19 protein-coding genes are annotated in these 18627 nt (G+C 70.1%); 1 reads left to right on the forward strand and 18 read right to left on the reverse strand.

Going from position 1 to position 18627, the window contains the following annotated elements; genetic code table 11:
• Together ACYQ0J_RS04515 and ACYQ0J_RS04520 are read right to left on the reverse strand one after the other, a co-directional pair.
• The gene (locus ACYQ0J_RS04515; RefSeq protein ID WP_460170989.1) at positions 1–1173 is read right to left on the reverse strand and encodes a DUF5666 domain-containing protein; all 1173 of its coding nucleotides are present in this window, start codon (positions 1171–1173) and stop codon (positions 1–3) included.
• A gap of 59 nt (positions 1174–1232) precedes the next feature.
• Positions 1233–1922, reverse strand: coding sequence for a gamma-glutamyl-gamma-aminobutyrate hydrolase family protein (locus ACYQ0J_RS04520; RefSeq protein WP_460170990.1), 690 nt, complete (start codon positions 1920–1922; stop codon positions 1233–1235).
• Positions 1923–2000: 78 nt separating this feature from the next.
• Here ACYQ0J_RS04520 and ACYQ0J_RS04525 point away from each other — a divergent pair, with 78 nt between their 5' ends.
• Entirely contained in the window at positions 2001–2936 is a 936-nt protein-coding gene (locus ACYQ0J_RS04525; RefSeq protein WP_460170991.1) for an AI-2E family transporter, read from the forward strand.
• Here the strand turns inward: ACYQ0J_RS04525 and ACYQ0J_RS04530 are convergent.
• The 16 genes from ACYQ0J_RS04530 to ACYQ0J_RS04605 all read right to left on the reverse strand — a co-directional run bounded on the left by ACYQ0J_RS04530 (position 2933) and on the right by ACYQ0J_RS04605 (position 18556).
• Complete coding sequence (locus tag ACYQ0J_RS04530) at positions 2933–4789, reverse strand: APC family permease (protein ID WP_460170992.1); 1857 nt, start codon at positions 4787–4789, stop codon at positions 2933–2935. The genes ACYQ0J_RS04525 and ACYQ0J_RS04530 overlap by 4 nt on opposite strands.
• A 73-nt stretch (positions 4790–4862) precedes the next feature.
• Positions 4863–6101, reverse strand: a complete 1239-nt coding sequence (locus tag ACYQ0J_RS04535) for an ABC transporter ATP-binding protein (protein ID WP_460170993.1) — start codon at positions 6099–6101, stop codon at positions 4863–4865.
• A gap of 11 nt (positions 6102–6112) precedes the next feature.
• Positions 6113–7786, reverse strand: coding sequence for an ABC transporter permease (locus tag ACYQ0J_RS04540; protein WP_460171143.1), 1674 nt, complete (start codon positions 7784–7786; stop codon positions 6113–6115).
• 133 nt (positions 7787–7919) lie between these two features.
• On the reverse strand, positions 7920–8795 hold the full coding sequence (gene cbiB / locus ACYQ0J_RS04545) for an adenosylcobinamide-phosphate synthase CbiB (RefSeq protein WP_460170994.1): 876 nt from the start codon (positions 8793–8795) through the stop codon (positions 7920–7922).
• Positions 8792–9427, reverse strand: coding sequence for a 5,6-dimethylbenzimidazole synthase (bluB, locus tag ACYQ0J_RS04550; RefSeq protein WP_460170995.1), 636 nt, complete (start codon positions 9425–9427; stop codon positions 8792–8794). The genes cbiB and bluB overlap by 4 nt, the downstream gene beginning before the upstream one ends.
• Positions 9405–10100 (reverse strand): uroporphyrinogen-III C-methyltransferase, encoded by a 696-nt coding sequence (gene cobA / locus ACYQ0J_RS04555; RefSeq protein ID WP_460170996.1) that lies wholly within the window; start codon positions 10098–10100, stop codon positions 9405–9407. Before cobA ends, bluB begins: the two co-directional genes overlap by 23 nt.
• Complete coding sequence (locus tag ACYQ0J_RS04560) at positions 10097–10459, reverse strand: DUF3209 family protein (RefSeq protein WP_460170997.1); 363 nt, start codon at positions 10457–10459, stop codon at positions 10097–10099. The genes cobA and ACYQ0J_RS04560 overlap by 4 nt, the downstream gene beginning before the upstream one ends.
• Positions 10460–11563, reverse strand: a complete 1104-nt coding sequence (locus ACYQ0J_RS04565; RefSeq protein ID WP_460170998.1) for a CbiX/SirB N-terminal domain-containing protein — start codon at positions 11561–11563, stop codon at positions 10460–10462.
• Complete coding sequence (locus ACYQ0J_RS04570) at positions 11560–12639, reverse strand: cobalt-precorrin 5A hydrolase (protein ID WP_460170999.1); 1080 nt, start codon at positions 12637–12639, stop codon at positions 11560–11562. The genes ACYQ0J_RS04565 and ACYQ0J_RS04570 overlap by 4 nt, the downstream gene beginning before the upstream one ends.
• Positions 12632–13495, reverse strand: a complete 864-nt coding sequence (gene cobJ / locus ACYQ0J_RS04575; RefSeq protein WP_460171000.1) for a precorrin-3B C(17)-methyltransferase — start codon at positions 13493–13495, stop codon at positions 12632–12634. The genes ACYQ0J_RS04570 and cobJ overlap by 8 nt, the downstream gene beginning before the upstream one ends.
• Positions 13496–13498: 3 nt before the next feature.
• Positions 13499–14242 (reverse strand): cobalt-precorrin-4/precorrin-4 C(11)-methyltransferase, encoded by a 744-nt coding sequence (locus tag ACYQ0J_RS04580; RefSeq protein WP_460171001.1) that lies wholly within the window; start codon positions 14240–14242, stop codon positions 13499–13501.
• Positions 14232–14897, reverse strand: a complete 666-nt coding sequence (locus ACYQ0J_RS04585) for a precorrin-2 C(20)-methyltransferase (protein WP_460171002.1) — start codon at positions 14895–14897, stop codon at positions 14232–14234. Before ACYQ0J_RS04585 ends, ACYQ0J_RS04580 begins: the two co-directional genes overlap by 11 nt.
• On the reverse strand, positions 14894–16105 hold the full coding sequence (gene cbiE / locus ACYQ0J_RS04590) for a precorrin-6y C5,15-methyltransferase (decarboxylating) subunit CbiE (protein WP_460171003.1): 1212 nt from the start codon (positions 16103–16105) through the stop codon (positions 14894–14896). Before cbiE ends, ACYQ0J_RS04585 begins: the two co-directional genes overlap by 4 nt.
• Entirely contained in the window at positions 16106–16804 is a 699-nt protein-coding gene (locus ACYQ0J_RS04595; protein ID WP_460171004.1) for a precorrin-8X methylmutase, read from the reverse strand.
• On the reverse strand, positions 16797–17897 hold the full coding sequence (locus ACYQ0J_RS04600) for a cobalt-precorrin-5B (C(1))-methyltransferase (RefSeq protein WP_460171005.1): 1101 nt from the start codon (positions 17895–17897) through the stop codon (positions 16797–16799). Before ACYQ0J_RS04600 ends, ACYQ0J_RS04595 begins: the two co-directional genes overlap by 8 nt.
• A complete protein-coding gene (locus ACYQ0J_RS04605; protein ID WP_460171006.1) occupies positions 17894–18556 on the reverse strand; it encodes a HoxN/HupN/NixA family nickel/cobalt transporter in 663 nt (220 codons plus the stop codon). The genes ACYQ0J_RS04600 and ACYQ0J_RS04605 overlap by 4 nt, the downstream gene beginning before the upstream one ends.
• Between the last annotated feature and the right edge of the window lie 71 nt (positions 18557–18627).

Genomic DNA, 18627 nt, shown 5'->3' on the forward strand with positions numbered 1-18627 from the left:
CTAACGTTCCTTTAGCTCTACCTTGATGGCGTAGTAGCGCCCCTCCGCGTCCGTGGCGCCGGGGTCGTAGGCCACCTCCACATAATCCCCCACCTTCAGCTCGCTGAAGGCGAGGGGGCCGTCCGGGTCGTCCCGCTTGAGCAGGGTGTTGGCGTCCGCGAAAAAGCCCAGGGCGCCGAGGGCGAAGGTCTGGGCCTCCACGTTGATGGCGGTGATCTCCCCCTCGGCCTCGGCCTTGGGCGGGCGGGTCCTGGGGTACTTCACCTTCACCAGCTGGGCGTGGAGGAGGGTGGGGTCCCCGGCGTCCAGCTGGCCTTTGGCCTCCACGTAAGCCCCTTCCGTCAGGGTTCCCACCACCGTGGCCTCGGCGTAGTCCACGGTGTAGCCGAGAAGCAGGAAGGTCTTGGCCCCTTGGTCCAGGGCCTGGAGGGGTCCTTCCAGCTCCAGGCGCCTCGAGGCCCCGTGCTCGCTCTGGCCCGGGGTCTTGAAGGCCACCTTCCTGGCCAGGATGGTGGTGCCGGAGAGGGTGCCCTTCACCTCTACCCAGGCCCCTTCCTTAGGGGTTCCCGTCACCTGGGCTTGGGCGTAGTCCACGGTGTAGCCCCCGAGGAGGAAGGTCTTGGCCTCCGTGTCCAGAAGGGTGGCCCGGCCTTCCAGCTCCACCTCAGGGGTGGCGGCGCGGTAGCGCTCTATGTAGGTGGCCAGGACGCGCGTCCCGTCCGCCGTGCCGTGAACCTCCACCAGGTCGCCCACCGCCAGGTCGGAGAAGCCCAGGGTGCGGTACGAGTCCCCCGCCTTCTCGTAGATGCGGGTGTTGGCGTCCGTCTGGACCGTATGGCCCAGGACCTGGAGGGTGCCAGCCCCTGGGTCCAGGGCGGCGATGGGACCCTTAAGCTCCACCCGGACCTCGAGGCTTTGCACCTGGACGCGGGGGCCCAGGTCCTTTCCCTCCACCCGCACCACCATGCCGGGAAGCAGGTTCCCCGCGAACGCCTCGCCCTCCTTGGTCAGGGTGGCGCTTGTGGTGTCCAACGCCTTCCCCAGCAGGGTGGGCTTTGCCGCCGTCCCGCCCAGGACGCCCACCGCCTGAAAGTCCTGGCCCGCCTGGGGGGCCATCTGGCAGGCGGCCAGGAGAAGGAGCCCGCCCCAGAACAGCGCGAGTCGCTTACCCATGCTTCACCTCCGGGGCCAGGCTACCCCTCGCGCGTAAACAAAGCGTAAACGCCCCTGGCCTACCCCCGGAGGAGGCCGAAGAGGGGCCAGTGCTCCGGCAAGAGTTCGGGGTGCCACTGCACGCCCAAAAACAGGGGGTGCCCTTCCAGGGCCACCGCCTCCACCAGGCCGTCCGGGGCCACGGCCAGGGGCTTTAGCCCCCGGCCCAGGACCTTGAGGCCCTGGTGGTGGTAGGAGTTCACCGGGAGGACCTCTTGGGGGAAGAGCCGGGAGAGGGGGCTATCCCCCAGGAGCCGCACCCCGTGGGCCAGGTGAGGGGGTGGGGTCTTCTGGCCATGGGCCACCTGGGTGAAGCCCTGGGCCTCGAGGTCCTGGTAGAGGGTGCCGCCCAGGGCCACGTTCATCACCTGGATGCCGCGGCAGATGCCCAGGGTGGGCAGGCCCTTCTCCGCGGCATAGCGGGCCAGAAAGAGCTCGTGGGCGTCCCGCTCCGGACTCACCTCCCCCAGGCGGGGGTGGGGGTCTTCCCCGTAGAGGGCGGGATCCACGTCCCCACCCCCCGGCAAAAGCAGCCCGTCCAGGTGGGGCAGGATCCGCTCCAGGGCCTCGGGGTCTTGCGGGGGCAGGAGCACGTGGGCCAGGCCCTGGGAGGCCAGGGCCTCCAGGTAGAAGGCCAGGAGGCCCCAGAACCTCCCGGGCATGAGGCCCTGGTTTTGGCGGTACTGGGTGGCCACGCCGATGAGGCGCATGGAAGCATGCTATACCACCTGGGGCAAGGCGGCGCCTTCCGCGGGCCCATCCTCTAGGATGGTCTGGGGACGGTGTGTATGCCACCTGCGGGCCGCTTCTTTCTCAGTCTGGCGCTCTTCCTGCTTGGGCTTTGGGCCTTGGGCCGCCTCTACGCCTTGCTCCTCTGGGTCTTCTTGGCCTTCACCCTGGCGGCCGCCTTGGATCCCTTGGTGGGCCTCTTCCGGCGGCGCTTGCCCCACCCCTCGGCGGTCCTCGTGGCCTACCTCTTGGTCTTCGGCACCGTGGGCCTGGGCTTGTACCTGGCGGCCCCCCTCCTCCTGGCCCAGTTCCACCACCTGAGCGGGCTGCTCCCCCAGGTCCTGGACTGGTTGGAGGGCAACCTGGGGCTATCGGTGGCGGGGTTGGCCCCCTCCCTGGCCTCCTCGGCCCGGGTGGCGGGGGACCTGCTCCTCCGGATGGCGGCCACCGCCTCCGAGCTCACCCTGGCCCTGGTCTTGGCGGTGATGATCAGCCTCGAGCCCCACCTGGTGGCCCGCGTGGCCCCTTACCTGCCGGGAAGCGGGTGGGCAGAGGTGCTGGAAGGCACCTGGCAGCGCATGGGATACTGGGCCCGGGCCCAGTTCCTCATCGCCCTCTCCTTCGCCCTCCTCTTCGGGGGTTGGCTTCTCGTCCTGGGCGTTCCCAGCCCCTTCGCCCTGGGGGTCTTGGGGGGGGTGCTGGAGGTGGTCCCCCTTGTGGGGGGCATCGTCACCGCCACCCTGGCGGCCTTGGTGGCCCTCTCCGCCCAGGGGCCCCTGGTGGCCCTCCTGGTCTTGGCGGGGTACGGGGGCATCGCCCTCCTGGAGGGAAAGGTCCTCATCCCCTACATCTACGGCCGTACCGTGGGCTTCCACCCCGCCCTGGTTCTTTTGGCCATCTTCGCCTTCGGCAAGCTCTTCGGCTTCTTGGGCATCTTCCTGGCGGTACCCATGACCATTCTGGGGGCGGGGATCCTGCAACACTGGCGGCGCTAGCCCCCCACGTGGACGAAGGGCCGCTTGCTCCGGTCGGGCTCCGTCCGTCGCAGGATCTCGTGGGTGAGGGTGGGGACGTCCCCCTCCCCGGAGAGGAGGAAGTCCAGGGCCGACTGCAGGGGCCCCTCCTCCGACCACTCGAAGTAGATGTGGGGCCGCCGTCCAGTGCGGTTTCTCAGGTACAGGAGGAAGGCGGCCAGGGTATTGGGGGTGGCGGCTCCCAGGATGCGAAAGACCCGGGCGTGGGGGTGGTCCACGCCCCAGACCCGGGCTATGGCGGAGAACTCCGAGGGGTCCTGCACGAAGACCTCCACGAAGTGGACGGGGTCTTTAGGGGGGATGTGGGTGGCCTCGCGGATGCGGGCCTCCTTCTCCCAGTACACGGCAAGCCCTCCCCGCTCCGGGCGGTGGGCCACCAGGCGGATGGGCGCCTCCTGGTCCTTGAGCTCTTCCACAAAGCGCTCGGCCATCTCATCCAGCTGGAACCCCTCCACCCGAAGCTCAAAGGAGCGCAGGGCGCGGGAAAGAAGGGAGAAGAAGAGCGTGGCGGCGATGAAGAAGGAGGCGATCTTCACCCCATCCGGACGCTCCAGCACGTTGGCCACGAGCACGTAGCCGAAGACGGGAAGAAGAAGGCGGTAGTAGGCGGCTTCGGGCCGCCTTTCCCGCTCGGCCAGGAGCGCTGCCGCCAGGGCGGCGGAGGTCATGACCACCAGGACGCCCGTGGCGTAGGCCGCGGCCTGGGCCTCCACCCGGGCGCGGAAGGCCAGGGTGAGGGCGAAGGCGACCCCGGTGAGGAAGAGGACCATGGGCCTCTGCTTTCTTGCCCACTCGGGGGCCATGCCGAAGCGGGGAAGGTACCTGGGGACGATGGTGAGGAGGCCGGCCATGGCGCTGGCCCCCGCGAACCAGAGGATGACGATGGAAAAGAGGTCGTAAACGCTCCCGAAGGCCTCGCCCAGGTAGCGGTGGGCCAGGTAGCTGATGGCCCGGCCGGAGACCTCCTCGCTCCGCCAAATCTCCGCGGGGATGAGGAGGGTGGTGGCGAACCCGGCGCCCAACAGGAAGGCCCCCATGATCAGGGCCGCGGCGAGGAGGAGGCGGCGGGTACCCCGGATGCGGCCCAGGGGCCGCTCCGGCGTATCCCCAGGCCGGCCCCGGATCAAGGGCATCACCGCCACCCCCGTCTCGTAGCCGGAAAGCCCCAGGGCCAGCTTGGGAAAGGCCAGGAGGACGGCGAGGACCAGGCCCACGGGGTTGGGCTGGCTGGAGGCCACCTTTTCCCACCAGCCCTGGAGGTGCTCCGGGCGCACGTGGGGCAAGGAGGCGAGGAGGACCCCCGCGTTGAGGCCGAGGTAGCCCAGGGTGATGGGCACCGCCAGGCCGATGGCCTCGCGGAAACCGAGATAAAAGACGAAGCCCAAAAGCCCGATGAGGAACAGGGTGAGGCCCACCTGGTGCCCCTGGAGCCAGCCGGGGACCAGCGGGTTGCCGAGAAGGTGAACGGCGGCGTCGGCGGCGGACAGGGTGATGGTGATCACGAAGTCCGTGGCCATGAAGCCCAGGACCACCAGCACCAAGAGCTTGCCCCGCCAGCCGGGGAGCAGGCGGGTGAGGAGGCCGATGGAGCCTTCCCCGTGGGGGCTTTCCTCCGCCACCCGGCGGTAGACGGGGTAGACGGCCAGGAAGGCGAAGAGGACCAGGGCCAGGTTGGCCAAGGGGGAAAGGATTCCCGCCGCCAGGAGGGCGATGCCCGGCTGATAGCCCAAGGAGGAGAAGAGGTCCACCCCCGTCAGGCAGAGGACCTGCCACCAGGCGTAGCGTCCTTCCTCGGGATGGCTTGGGGGCTTCATAGGGCGAGGGCCAGGGCTTGCGGCGCCACGATAGGAGAATATACACCCGATCCCGGGGGCAAGGGGTGGCCGGCTAGGGCCTCGAGGGGGAGAGGATCCGGCCCCGCTCGTCGTAGGCGAGCAGGCCCGCGTATCGGCCCCACTCCAGGATCACCGCCAGGACCCTCCTGGCCTCGGGCTCCGGCAGGTGGTCCTTAAGCCAGGCCAGGACCCGCTCTTCCGGGAGCCTCCGCCGCTCCAGGAGGAGGTGGTGCAGCCGGGCCATGAGGGGAACCTGGCGCAGGAGGTGCTCGGCGAACATCACCTTGCGCTCCCCAGGGTCCGCCTCGGTCCAGGCCTGGCCCGCGGGGGTGAGCTCCACGTCGCCCCGCTCCACCCGGGCGAAGCCCAGGAGCTCCAAGGCCTCCAGGAGGGGGAAGAGGTCGTCCACCTCCAGGCCCTCCGCCTCGGCCAGGACCGGCAGGTCCGTCCGTCCCCCCAGCCTGGCGATGGCCTCGGCCAGGCTGACGAGGGCCCCCACCCGGGCGTCGGGCAGACGCAGGATCTCCTCTTCCAGGCGGCGCTCCACCGCCTCCTTAAGGGTCAGGGCCTCGTAGACCTGGTCCACCAGGGCGCGGAACCGGGGGTCGCCGGGGTCCCGGGGATGGGCCAGGGGGATGGGGATTTCCTGTCCGATGCGGGCGGGGCTTCCCTGGAGGATGAGGGTCCGGTCCGCCATGGCCACGGCCTCCTCGATGTTGTGGGTCACCATGAGGACCGCCCGGGTGGAGAGGTGGCCCGCCAGCCAGAGGTCCAGGAAGTCCCCCCGGAGCCCCTCGGCGGTGAGGGGGTCCAGGGCGGAAAAGGCCTCGTCCAGCAAGAGGAGCTCGGGTTCCACCACCAGGGCCCGGGCAAACCCCACCCGCTGCCGCATGCCCCCGGAGAGCTCCTTGGGGAGGGCCTCCTCAAACCCCCTGAGCCCGATGAGGGCGATGGCCTCCCGGGCCCGGCTTAGGCGCACCTCCCGCCGCACCCCGCGGGCCTCGAGGCCCAGGGCCACGTTCTCCAGCACGGTGAGCCAGGGGAAGAGGGCGAAGGTTTGGAAGACCATGGCCATCCCGTCCACCGGCCCCTCCACCCGCTTCCCCTTGAAGCGCACCTCCCCCGCATCCGGTGGGACCAGGCCCGCCAGGATGCGCAAGAGGGTGCTCTTCCCGCCCCCCGAGCGTCCCAGCAGGGCCACGATCTCCCCTTCCTTGAGGGCCAGGTCCACCCCGCGCAACACCGGGTAGGCTTGGAAGCTCTTGGCCACGCCCTTAGCCACCAGCAGCATCCCCTTCCTCCCTACAGCCGGAACCGCTCCTCGGCCAGGCGGTAGAGCCTGCGCCACAGGAGGCGGTTCAGGGCCAAGACGTACAGGCTCATGACCGATATCCCCAGGAGGAGGTGGGGGCCCTGGCCCTCCTCCAGAGTCCAGCGGGCGATGTAGCTCCCCAGGCCCGTGGCCTGCCAGGTGGTGCCTCCCCACTGCACCACCTCGGCCACGATGGCCGCATTCCAGGTGCCCCCGCTGGCGGTGAGGAGGCCGGTCACCAGGTAGGGAAAGGTCCCGGGAAGGAGGAGCCTTCGCCACAGGGGAAATCCCCGGAGCCCCAGGCTCCTCGCGGCCTCCTTCAGGTCCTCGGGCAAGGCCATGCTGCCCGCCACCGCGTTGAAGAGGATGTACCACTGGGTACCCAGGGCCATGAGGAAGGCGGAGGAAACCTCCAGGGAGAGGTGGTGGTGGAGGAGCCCATAGGCCAGGGGGGGGTAGAGGAGGTTGGCGGGGAAGGCGGCCAGGACCTGCAGAAGGGCCTGCACCCTTTGGGCGAGGCCGGGCCTTAAGCCGAGGAGGATGCCCACCGGTACCCAGACCACGGCGGCCAGGGCCAGCACGCCCAGCACGCGGAGAAGGGTGAAGAAACCCAGGAGGAAGACCTTGGCCACCTCCCCCAGGCCCAGGGGTTGCACCTGTTGCCAGAGGGCCCAGGCCCCCGCCCCGCCCAGGAGGAGCAGGGGAAAGGCCAGGGGCCAGAGGGGGAGGACGAGGGGCTTAGGGGGGAGGCGGCGCTCGCCGGCGAGGAGGGCCTCGAGGGCCAGGGTGAAGAGGGTACCCGTGGCCCGGCGGAAGACCTGGCTCCGGCTCAGAATGTGCAGGACCCAGCTCTTGGGGGGCTCGGGGCCCGGGCGCTCCTCGTACTTGAAGCGTTGGCTCCAGGCCACCAGAGGGCGGAAGAGGAGCTGGTCGTAGAGGAGGATGACCAGGAGCATGCCGAACGCGGCCAGGAGGATCGCCTGGCCGTCCCTCTGGGCGATGGCCGTGGCCAGGTACGAGCCGATGCCGGGGAGTTCCACCTGGGTCTTGCCCACGGCGATGGCCTCCGAGGCCACCACGAAGAACCATCCCCCCGACATGGACATCATGCCGTTCCACACCAGGCCCGGCAGGGCAAAGGGGAGCTCTAAGCGCAAGAACCTCTGCCAGGGGGTGAGGCGGTACAGGGCCGCCACCTCCTCCAGGTCCTTGGGGAGGGTCTTCAGGGACTGGTAGAAGCTGAAGGCCATGTTCCAGGCCTGGGAGGTGAACACCGCAAAGATGGCCGCCAGCTCAAAGCCCAGGGCCCTCCCGGGAAACAAGGCGGCGAAGGCCCCGGCCGTGGCGGCCAGAAATCCCAGGATGGGCACCGATTGGAGGATATCCAGGAGAGACACCAAAAAAGGCTCCCCCCGGGTCTTGGCCGCCAGGGGTGCGTAGACCAGGGTAAAGGCGAGGGACAAGAGGAGGGCCACCCCCATGCGGAAGGCGGTCCGCAGGGCGTACTCGGGAAGGTGATGCGGGTCCAGGGATAGCCCCGCAGGGGGAAGGGGGGCGGCGGTCTCCCGGGAGGCCTCCAGAAAAAGCGCCAGGAGGACCAGGGTGAAGGTCAAAGCCAGGAGATCGTAGCGGTTGGGTTTTTCCGGGAGTTGCACCACCCGCACGGGCGCCACCTCCGAGGGCCGCCTTATCGGCCAGGACCCCTTCGTTCCGGAAGCGGGCCCCCGGCCTCCCCCAATGCTAGGCCCTTTGGCACGGGCCTTCAATCCACTGGGGGGTGCCCAGGCTGCTTCCCCGCTAGGGGACTCCGTGAAGGAGAAGGCCGAACCCGTACCCCGTGGCCGCGGCCAGAAGGAGTCCCGCCCCGTAGCCCAGGCCTCCCACGAGCCAGAGGGCCTTCCGCGTGTCCTGGGCCCTCGGGGAAGGGGCCCCGGGGTTGAGGGCGTAGGCTTCCCGCTTCCTCAGGCGGACCCCGAGCCTTAGGGCCAGGGCGGCCATGGGAAAGCCCGCGTTCGGGGAAGGGGTCTTGCGGGCTTCCCGGAGGAGCCTCCTCCAAAGCCTTGGGGGACAGAGGAGAAGCCCGGTGAGCCGGGCTGGAAGCAGGTTCAAGAGGTCGTCCGCCCGGGCGGCGAAGGTGCCCCTCGCCCCGTGCTCCGGGTAGCCCCACATGGCGTCCGCGGTGTTAGCGTAGCGGTAGAGAATGGCCCCCCCAAGGCCGAAGAGGGCGTAGTAGAGGAGGGGGGCGAGGAGGCTATCCGAGAGGTTCTCCGCCAGGCTCTCTAGGGCCGCTTCCCGTACCTCCTCCTGGGAAAGCCCTTCCGTCTTCCGGCTCACGATCCGGGATAGGCGCCTCCTCCCGGCCTCCAGACTCTCCGCCAAGGCCCGCTCCACCCCGTGGACCTCCGCGAGGAGCATCCTCAGGCTGAAGAGGGGCTTGAGGAGGAGGCCCAGGACCACCCACCCCCAGGCCAAGGGCCTCAGGAGGAGGTCCAGGAGAAAGGCGGGCAGGGCGAAGAGGAGGGCCCCCAAAGCCCAGTAGAAGGCCCCGGACGGGAAGCCCCGGACCCTCCTCCAGGCCCAGGCGAGGTACCGCCCCATCCAGACCACGGGGTGGAACCTCGAGGGGGGCTCCCCGAAGAGGGCGTCCAGGAGGAGGGCGAGGAGGAGGCTCACGGGAAGCGCTCAGAATAGCGGGGAAGGGGCCCTCCCCGCCGCCAGCCCGCCCGCCGCAAAAGGGGCTCCTCCGGCCAGGCCCGGGGGTAGCCCAGGCAGAGGTAGGCCAAGAGCCGATAACCCGGCGGAGCCCCCAAAAGCCTCTCCACCTCTCCCGGGTCCAGGATGCTCACCCACCCCACCCCGATCCCCTCGGCCCGGGCGGCGATCCAGAGGTTGCCCATGGCCAGGACCACGGAGTAGGCGAGGGTCTCGGGCATGGTGTGGTGGCCGAGGCTTTCCGGGACGGGCCTCTGGAAGACCGCTAGGTGAAGGGGGGCCTCGAGGAGGCCCTCGAGGCGCAGGCGGTCGTAGACCCGCCGCTCCTTTTCCCCGAAGAGCCCCCTTTCCCTGGCCCGGGCCCTCTGGTGGGAAGCGAAGACCTTCTCCTTGGTCGCCCTTTCCCGGATCTCCACGAGGGCCCAGGGCTGGGTGAGGCCCACGCTGGGGGCGGCGTGGAAAGCCCGGTAGAGCCTTTCCAGGGCCTCCTCCGGAATGGGGTCCGGCCGAAAATGGCGGATGTCCCGCCGGGTGAGGAGGGCGCGGTAGACGGCCTCCCTTTCCGCCTCGCTAAAGGCCCAAGAGCTCGCCATAAAGCCCCACCACCTCCCCCACCACCAGAAGGGCCGGGGAGGGAAGCCCTTCCCCTAGGCCCGGGAGGTCTTCCACCCGGCCAAGCCGCACCGCCTCCCCCGGCCAGCCCACCCGGGCGAGGAGGGCGAGGGGGGTTTCCGGAGGGAAGTGCTCCAAAAGCCTTTCCTTGAGCCCCGCCAGGGCGTGGAGGGGCATGAGGAGGACCAGGGTGTCCGCCCGGGGGAGGGGAAGGCCAGGGGCGTGCCCCGTGGCCACGGCGAAGCTCCGGGCGAGCCCCCGGTGGGTGAGGGGGAGGCCCAGGGCGGAGAGGGCCCCCACGGCGCTCGTCACCCCGGGAACCACCTCAAAGGGGATGCCCGCCCGCCTTAAGGCCAGGGCCTCCTCCCCCCCGCGCCCGAAGACCATGGGGTCCCCCCCCTTGAGCCGGGCCACCACCCGCCCCTCCCGGGCCAGGGCGATGAGCCTCGCCGTGATGGCCTCCTGGGGGGTCTTCGCCCCGTAGCCCTCCTTGCCCACAGGGAGGAGATCCCCCTTGGTCAAGGCGAGGATTCCCGGGTGGACCAGGCGGTCGTGGAGGACCACCTGGGCCTCCTGCAGGACCCTCAGGGCCTTCAGGGTGAGGTGCTCCGGCCCCCCGAACCCCGCCCCCACCAGGTAGACCTTGCCCCTCATCGCCTCCTCGGAAAGAGACGGTGGAGCCGGTGGTGGAGGCTGTCCAGGTCCTGGTAGAGGGCCTCGGCCTCCGCCCTCAAAGCCCGTAGCCGCCCCTCCACGGCCTCCACCGCCAGGAGAAGCCCCCGCCAGTAGGGCTCCTCGGGCTCTTTAGCCGCCTTTTCCTCCAAGTGGAGGAGGGCCTCCTTTAGGGCCGCCTCCAGGGCGGGGAGGGTCTTGGCCGCGGCGAGGCGCCCAAGCTCGGGCCTTTCCCCGAGCACGGGGGCAAGCTCCTCCCGCTCGTGGAGGAGGTCGTGGACCTCCTTTTCCAAAAGTTCCCCAACCGCAATCCTTAGGGCCGAAAGCTCGTGGCACGCCATCTAGATCACCTCCAAAAGCTTTTCCCGATAGACCTCTCCCTCCTCCAGGTGGACCTTCCGCAAGGGAAGCGCGTCCTCTGGGGCGATCCCGCCGTAGACCACCCCCTCGGGGTAGGCGATGAGGACGGGCCCCTTGCCGCAGCGGCCCAAGCAGGGGGTGGGAGTGAGCTGGACCAGGGGCCCCAGATCCTTCAGGACCTCCTCTAGGGTCCGCAGAAGGGGATGGGCCCCCGCCTCCCGGCAGGCCTCCCCCGTGCAGAGGAGGAGGTGGGTGAAGGGCCCGTGGGGGTGGCGGCCCGGGGCGAAGAGGGCGTGGCGGAGGGCCCTTAGCCCCGCGATCTGGGCCTCGCGCCTGGGGGCGAAGCGCCCCACGGGGAAGCGGAAGCGGCAGGTGTCGCAAGGGGCGTACCCCCCTTCCAGGGCCTCGCGGTAGCGGCCCTCGAGGGCCTCGAGGAGGGCAGGATGGCCCATGAGGGGGGGGAGGACCTCCAGGTCCAGCCCCGCCACCCGGCCCCGAAGCCTCTCCTCCACCACCCCCCGGAAGAAGAGGTGGGGGAGAAGGTAGACCCTCCTCGGCCTCAAGGCGGCAAGGCGCAGAAGGGCCTCCCTGGGCGTGGGCCTCGCCTTGGCGGCGTAGGCGGGGACCGTGGGCACCCCGGTTTTTTCCTCTATGAGCCGGGCCAGGGCCGCTCCCTCCGCGTTCGCCCCGGGGTCGGTGCCGCCCCTCAGGACCAGGACCGCCCCGTCCGCGGAAGTGGCCCCCTTGCGCTTAAGCCGCTCCGCCCAAAGGGCCACCAGGGCGGGGTGAGGGCCTAAGGGCCTCGCCAGGAGGAAGCGGGCCTCCGGATAGCGGGCCCTGGCCGCCTCCAGGGCCAGGGGGAGGTCCGCCTTCAGGTGCCCCGCCCCGAGAAGGAGGAGGGGGAGGACCACCCCGCCCCCCCGCCGGCCCAGCTCCAGGGCGCCTTCCAGGAGGGTGGGGCTTTGGTACTCGATGAAGCCCAAAAGCACCTCCTCCCCAAGCCGCCTTTCCAGCCCCTTCCTGAGCCCCTGGGCCAGGGCCTGGGCCCTGGGGTCGGGGGAGCCGTGGGCGGCGAGGAGGATCACGGCAGGGCCTCCTCGGGGACCTGCAAAGGGAGGACCCCCAAGGCCAGGGTGAGGTTCCCCCGCTTCGTCTTCTCCACGAGAAGCCTCGCCCCTTCCGCCAGGACCGAAGCCTCCGCCACCCCCCATAGCCCCGTGTGGCGGAAGACGGCCTCGGAGGGGTTGGGGACCCTCTGGGCGTTCAGGACCTCCTTGGGGTGAAAGCGCAAGGGGAGGCCCATCTCCTCGGCGAAGGCCAAAAGCCCCGGCTCGTCCCGCTTGAGCTCCGCGGTGGCGAGCACCCTTAGGCTTTCCCGGGCGAAGCCCCCTTCCTCCAGGAAGGCGAAGACCTCCCGCCGGATCTCCTCCAGGGGGGTCCCCCAGTTGCACCCGATTCCCAGAACCAGGGCGGGGGGGTGGGCGAAGAGGGCGGGGACGGGGAGGGGGAAGGCCTTGCGCACGGTGAAGAGGACCATCCCCTCCACCCCTTCCCCCCGGGGGGCCGCGAGCACCCGCACCATGGGGTAGCGGCCCAAGGGGCTTAGGTCCACGCAGTCCGAGTAAAACCCCACGGGCCTCCCGTCCACCAGGAGGGCAGAGACCTCCTTAAGGGGCTTCCAGTCGGGGACCCGGGCCCCCAGGGCCTTCGCCAGGAGGTCGGGGGCGGGGGCGTTTAGGCTGTCCGTTCCCGTGGTGAGGACGGCCTCACCCCCTAGGGCCTCGGCGAGGTGGCGGGCTAAGGGGTTCGCCCCGCCCAGGTGCCCGGCGAGGAGGGGGACGAAGTAGCGCCCCTTGAGGTCCACCACCAAGACGGCGGGGTCCACCCGTTTGTCCAGGAGGAGGGGGGCGATGGCCCGGAGGACGATCCCCGCGGCCATGACGAAGACGTGGCCGTCGTGGAGGGGCCAGGTCTTGAGGAGGAGTTCCTTGATCGGCTCCTCAAAGTAGACCGCCCCCTCCGAGAGGCCCCTGTACTTGGCCGCGGCGTAGAGGGCGCTCCCGGGGAGGGTCTTGTGGATCCTCTCCGCCACGGCAAGCCCGGGGAGGGTCAGGGTGTAAACGGCGACCCTTTCGGGGCGCAAGGGCCCAAGCTCAGGCATCCCGCCTCCTTAGGGAAAGCCCTGGGGTTTCCCCGGGGAGGGCTTCCTTGGTGTCCAGGTCGTACTTCAGGGCGTAGCCCCTCGGGGTGAGGAAGGTTCCCTCGTAAAAGCGGCTTTGGCTGTTGCCGATGACCACCGTGGTGAGCATGCCCGCCTCCGCCTCCCTAAGCCCCTCCAGGGTGGTGAGGGTGATCTCCTGCCTTTTCCGGTAGGCGCTCTTCACCAGGGCGGCCGGGGTCTCCTTGGGGCGGTAGGCCAGGAGGATCTCGGCGCTTCGCCGAAGCTGCCAGTCCCGCCTTTTGCTTTGGGGGTTGTAGAGGACCACCACGAAGTCCCCCTGCCCCGCGGCGTGAAGCCGCTTCTCAATGAGGGGCCAGGGGGTGAGGAGGTCGGAGAGGCTGAGAAGGCAGGTGTCGTGGGCGAGGGGACTTCCGAGAAGGCTCGCCACGGCGTTGGCCGCCGTAACCCCCGGGACCACCTCCAGGACCACCTCCTTCCCCTCCAGGGCGAACCGCCCGGGAAGGCCCACGCCCCCGTCCACCCGCCTTAGGCCCCGCTCCTCCATGAGCTCCAAGACGGGGGCCGCCATCCCGTAGACCCCGGGGTCCCCCCCGGAGACCAGGGCCACCTTCTGGCCGGAAAGGGCCCGCTCCAGAGCCTCCTCCGCCCGGTCCAGCTCCTCCGTCATCCCCTTCTTGACCACCTCCTTGCCCGCAAGGAGCCCCATCTCCTCCAGGAGCTTGATGTAGGTGCTGTAGCCGATGACCACCTCCGCCCCTTCCAAGGCCTCCCGGGCCCTCTGGGTAAGCCCCCCGAGGTTCCCAGGGCCCATGCCCACCAAAAAGAGCGCGCCCATCCCTCACCTCCGGTAGCGGTGTTTAAAGCTAGGGTCGTAAAGCCGGCTTCTTGCCCCCTTCGCCCTCAAGGCCTCCCCCACCAGGTAGACCGTGGTGTCCCGGGGAGGGAGGTGGGCGAGGCCCTTGAGGTCCGTAAGCCCCACCTCCTCCCCCGCCTGGCCCACCCTGTGGCCGTAGAGCACCGGGGTGTCCCCGGGAAGCCCCGCCTCTAGGAGCTCCCGGGAAAGCCTCTTGGGGTGCATCCCCGAGAGGTAGACGGCAAGGGTAAGGCCCTTGCGGGCAAGAGCCTTCGGGTCCTGCCCCTCGGGCACGGGGGTGCGCACCCCAAGCCGGGTGAAGGCCACCGCCTGGGCCACCTCCGGGACGGTGAGGGCAAGGCCCGCCCTGGCGGCTAGGGCGAAGGCCGCCGTGACCCCGGGCACCACCTCCACCCCCACCCCTAAGGCCTCCAGGGCCTCCTTCTCCTCCAGAAGCGTCCCGTATAGCCCCGGGTCCCCCGAGTGGAGCCGGACCACCACCCCTCCCTTCCGCGCCTCCGCGGCCAGGGTCCCCACGATCTCCTCCAGGACCATCCCCTTGGAATCCCGAAGCTCCGCCCGCGGGGCGAGCCCCCGCAGCGCCGCCTCGGGGAAGAGGCTTCCCGTGTAGAGGACGAAGTGGGCCTCCCCTAAGAGCCTTGCCCCCTTCACCGTGAGGAGCTCCGGGTCCCCAGGCCCCCCGCCCACCACGTGCACCCTAGGCCTCATCCCCCCTCCGCCACAGCCCCACCAGGGTCCAGTAGTCCTGCCTTTGGGCCGCCCCCAGGGGCAGGACCTTCTCCCCGGGCATCCCAAGCCGCAGGAAGGCCCACCCCTCCCAGCCGGGGAAGGCCTCCCTCAGGGCCCCGAGGTGCTTGGCCTTGTAGACGAAGACCGCCCGGAAGCGTCCCAGGCCCTCGGGGTCCGGGGGCCTCAGGCCCGCCACCACGGCGAAGCCCTCCTCCCCCATGGCCAAGGGCTTTAGGACCCGGGCTGCCGCCAGCTGGTGGGCGCTGATCCCGGGGACGGCTTCCACCTCCACCCCCTCCAGGTGGGGGAGGAGGTTCACGGGGGAGGCGTAGAGGAGGCTGTCCCCGAGAACCAGGTACCCCCCTTCCCCGTAACGGGAAAGGGCCTCCCGAAGTCTCCTCGCCGCCTCCTCCTTCGCCCTCCTGGCCTTTTCGGGGTCCCCCCCGGTGAAGAGGGGGAGGGGGAGGAGGGGCTTGCCCTCGGGGAGGAAGGGCTTGGCGATCCCCAGGGCGAGGGGCTCCCTCCCTTCCTCCTGCGGGTAGAAGAGCACGGGAAGCTCCTGGATGAGCCTTAGCGCCTTCAGGGTGAGGAGCTCGGGGTCGCCGGGGCCCAGGCCGATCAGGTAGAGCTTCATGCCCCCTCCTTGGTCACGGCGAGGAGGGTGATGGGGTTGTGCGCCTCGAGGCGGTGGTAACGGGCGAGGGGCACCACCCGGCTCGCCTGGACCTGGAAGCCCTCCAGGGGGAGTCCCGTTCCCTTCAGGAAGCCGTAGGCCGCGAGGAGGTTCTCCAGGGTGATGGCCGCCACCACGAGCCTCCCCCCGGGCCTTAGGGCTTCCAGGCTCACTTGGAGGACGGCCTCGAGCTCCCCCCCACTTCCCCCCACGAAGACGGCGTGGGGGGCGGGGAGGCCCTGAAGGGCCTTTGGGGCCTCCCCCTTGACCAGGACGAGGTTAAAGGCCCCGAAGCGGCGGGCGTTCTCCTCAATGTGGGGCCAGGACTCGGGGTTCTTCTCCACCGCGTAGACCTCCCCCCAGGGGGCGAGCCTCGCCGCCTCGATCCCCACGCTTCCCGTCCCGGCCCCGATGTCCCAGAGCACCCCGTCCGGGGGAAGGCCGAGGAGGCCCAGGGCGAGGAGGCGGACCTCCCGCTTGGTGATGAGCCCCTTCCTGGGCATCCTTTGCTCAAAGGCCTCGTCGGGGAAGAAGCCGAGGCGGGGGGGAAGGGGCCTTTTGGCCTCCAGGATGAGGACGTTGGGATCCAGGAAGCCTTCTTGGGCCACCTCCTTGAGGCTAGCGAAGCTTCGCACCCTTTCGCCCTCCTCCCCAAGCCGCTCCGCCACATGGGCCCGGGCGTCCACGCCCATCTCCAGGAGGGCCCGGGCGATCCGCGCCGGGGTGTGCTCGGGGTCGGTGTAGACCACGGCGAGGGGGGAGAGGCTGATTTCCAAAAGCACCCCGCCCAAAGGCCTCCCGTGGAGGGAAAAGAAGCGGGCCTGGTCCCAGGGGAGCCTAAGCCTCGCGAAGGCCTCCTGGAAGGCGGTGGGGGCGGGATGGACCTCGGCCTCGGGGAAGCGCTCCAGGACCCTTTTGCCGATCCCGTAGAAGAGGGGGTCTCCCGAAGCCAAGAAGGCCACCTTCTTCCCCGCCTTCACCCTTTCTGCTGCCAGGTCCAAGAGGGCCTCCAGGGGGCCCTGGACGGGCACCTTCTCCCCGGGGTGCTCGGGGAAGTGGGCGAGGTGGCGCCTGCCGCCGATCAAGACCTCCGCCTCCTCCAGGCGCCTTAAGGCCTCTAGGCTCAGGCCCTCCCGGCCCCTCGCGCCCATCCCGATCACGTAGACCATCTACCCCTCCCTGTGGGCTTTGGAGGTGTCCACCCCCCCGTCCGCCGCCAGGCGGATCAGGGCGTGGAGGGCGGCCACCACCAGGGGGCTTCCCCCCTTCCGCCCCTCCGTCACGATCCAGGGCACCGGGGCCTCCATGAGGGCCCGCTTGGCCTCCAGGACGTTCACGAACCCCACGGGCATCCCCAGGACCAGGGCAGGCCTCGCCCCCTTCCGGATGGCCTCCACCAGGGCGAGGAGGAAGGTGGGGGCGTTTCCCACCCCCACGATGGCCCCGTCCAAGAGCCCCTTCTCCCAGGCGTAGGCCACCGCGGCCTCGGCCCGGGTGCCCCCCGCCGCCTTGGCCCTTTCCACCACCTCGGGGTGGGCGAGGAGCTCCACCACCTCGTTGCCGAAGAGCCTGAGCCTTTCTGGGTTCAGGCCGCAGGCGATCATCCGGGCGTCCGCCAGAATCTGCGCTCCCCTCTGGATGGCCTTTAGCCCGGCCTCCACCGCCCCTTCGCTAAAGCGGGTGAGCGCCTTGTACTCAAAATCGGCGGTGGCGTGGATCATCCGGCGCACCACGGGCCACTCCAGGGGGGAAAAGCCGTGGGGCCCCGCTTCCTCGTCCACGATGCGGAAGCTCTCCTCCTCGATGGCCCGCCCCTTTTCCGTCATCTGGTGGGCGGGGTTTTTCTGCGCCTTGATCAGATCATCCACGGTACACCTCCCTATCGGGCCAGGCGGCGAGGCACCGGCCCTGGTCGAAGTCCGTGAGGGCCACGCTCACGAAGGGCCTTTCCCCGATGTAGGCCTGGAGCTTTTCCTGGGCGAGGCGTACGAGGTTCACGAAGAAGAGCTCCAGCCCTTCCTCCAGGGCGAGCTCCAGGAAGCGCCGGGCGGTGGCCGCCCCCTCCGCCTCCTTGAGGGCCCTCTGGCTTGCCCCCGCCCCCTTGAGGAGGGAAAGGAGAAGGTAGAGGTTCACCTCGCCCCCGGCCGCGTGGGTCATGGTCTTGCCGTCGGCCATCTTGGAGATCTTCCCAATCATCCCCACGATGCGCACCACCTCTATCCCCACCTTCCTGGCGGCCTTAAGCACGTCCCCCACGAAGTCCCCCATCTCGATGAAGGCCATCTCCGGGAGGTGGGGGAGGAGCCTTTGGGCGAAGCGCTCGCTCTTGCCCCCCGTGGTGGCGACGATCTCTAAAAGGCCGTTTGCCTGCGCCACCCCCACCGCCTGGACCACGCTCATGCGGAAGGCGCTGGTGGAGTAGGGCTTCACCACCCCCGTGGTCCCCAGGACGGAAAGCCCCCCGAGGATCCCGAGCCTAGGGTTTAAGGTCTTCTTGGCGAGCCCCTCCCCCCCGGGGATGGCGATGGTGATGGCCAAGGGCCGTTCCGTCACCTCCCGCACCGCCTCAAAGATCATCCGCCTGGGCACGGGGTTGATGGCGGGCTCCCCCACGGGCACCCCAAGCCCTGGCTTGGTCACCACCCCCACCCCCTCGCCCCCTTCCAGGCGGTCTTCGCTGGCGAAGCGCACAAAGGCCTGGATCTCCGCCCCGTGGGTCACGTCGGGGTCGTCCCCGGCGTCCTTGATCATCCCCACCAGGACCCCATCCGCCTTCCGCTCCAGCCGATGCACCCGGAAAGGTTGCCGCCACCCCGCGGGAAGCCAGATGTCCACCACCTCCGGGGTTTCCCCAAGGAGGGCGAGGGCCGCGGCCTTGGCCGCGGCGGCGGCGTTCGCCCCCGTGGTGAAGCCGATGCGGCTTCCCTTCTTGTCCCGGGGCGGGGGGTAGGGGTGGCTCATGCGGGCCTCAGGGCGTAGAGCCTCAGGGAGACGAGGAGGCCGAAGAGGCCGAGGCCCAAGGGCAGGGCAAAGGCCTCGAGGTCCACCCCCCCAAGCTCTCCCAGGGCCAAGAGGAGGGCCACGGCCACCACCGCCCAGCCCAGAACCCGGCTCGCCCTCTCCGCCCTGAGGGAGTCTTGGGCCAGGTTCTGGAGGCGGCTTGCCAGAAGCCCGTCCACCCCGTCCACGAGGAGCATCCCCAGGGTGAAGAGGGCCCCGAGGCGCCAGGGGGAAAGCTCCGCGGAAAGGGCCAGGGCGGAGAGCTGGCTTGCCGTCTCAAACCCGAGGCCAAAGAGGAGGCCGAGGAGGAGGGGGTTTAAGAGGGGAAGCCCCCCCGGAGGGGCTAGGGGGGCGGGCCGCAGGAGCCGGTGGAGGTTCAGGGCCGCCACCAGGAGGAGGAGGAAGGCGGGGAGGTGGAGGGCCTCGAGGTCCACCCGCTTTAGGAGGGCCGCCGCAGGGAAGGCGAGGAGGGTGACGATGGCCCCGTGCCCCAGGGCGAAGAAGACCCCGTTAAGGGGTGAGGGCCTTACCCGGGAAAGCCCGTCCACCGCCGCCAGGTGGTCGGGGTCCACCCCGTGGCGCATCCCCAGGGCCACGGCCAAGAGCTCGAGGCCCGTCACGGGGCACCTTCCTTTGCGGGAGCAAGAACCGGAGCCTTAAGCCGGAAACCGAGGTCTTTTCCCATGCTTGC

The sequence above is a fragment of the Thermus sp. FJN-A genome, from assembly GCF_054655095.1.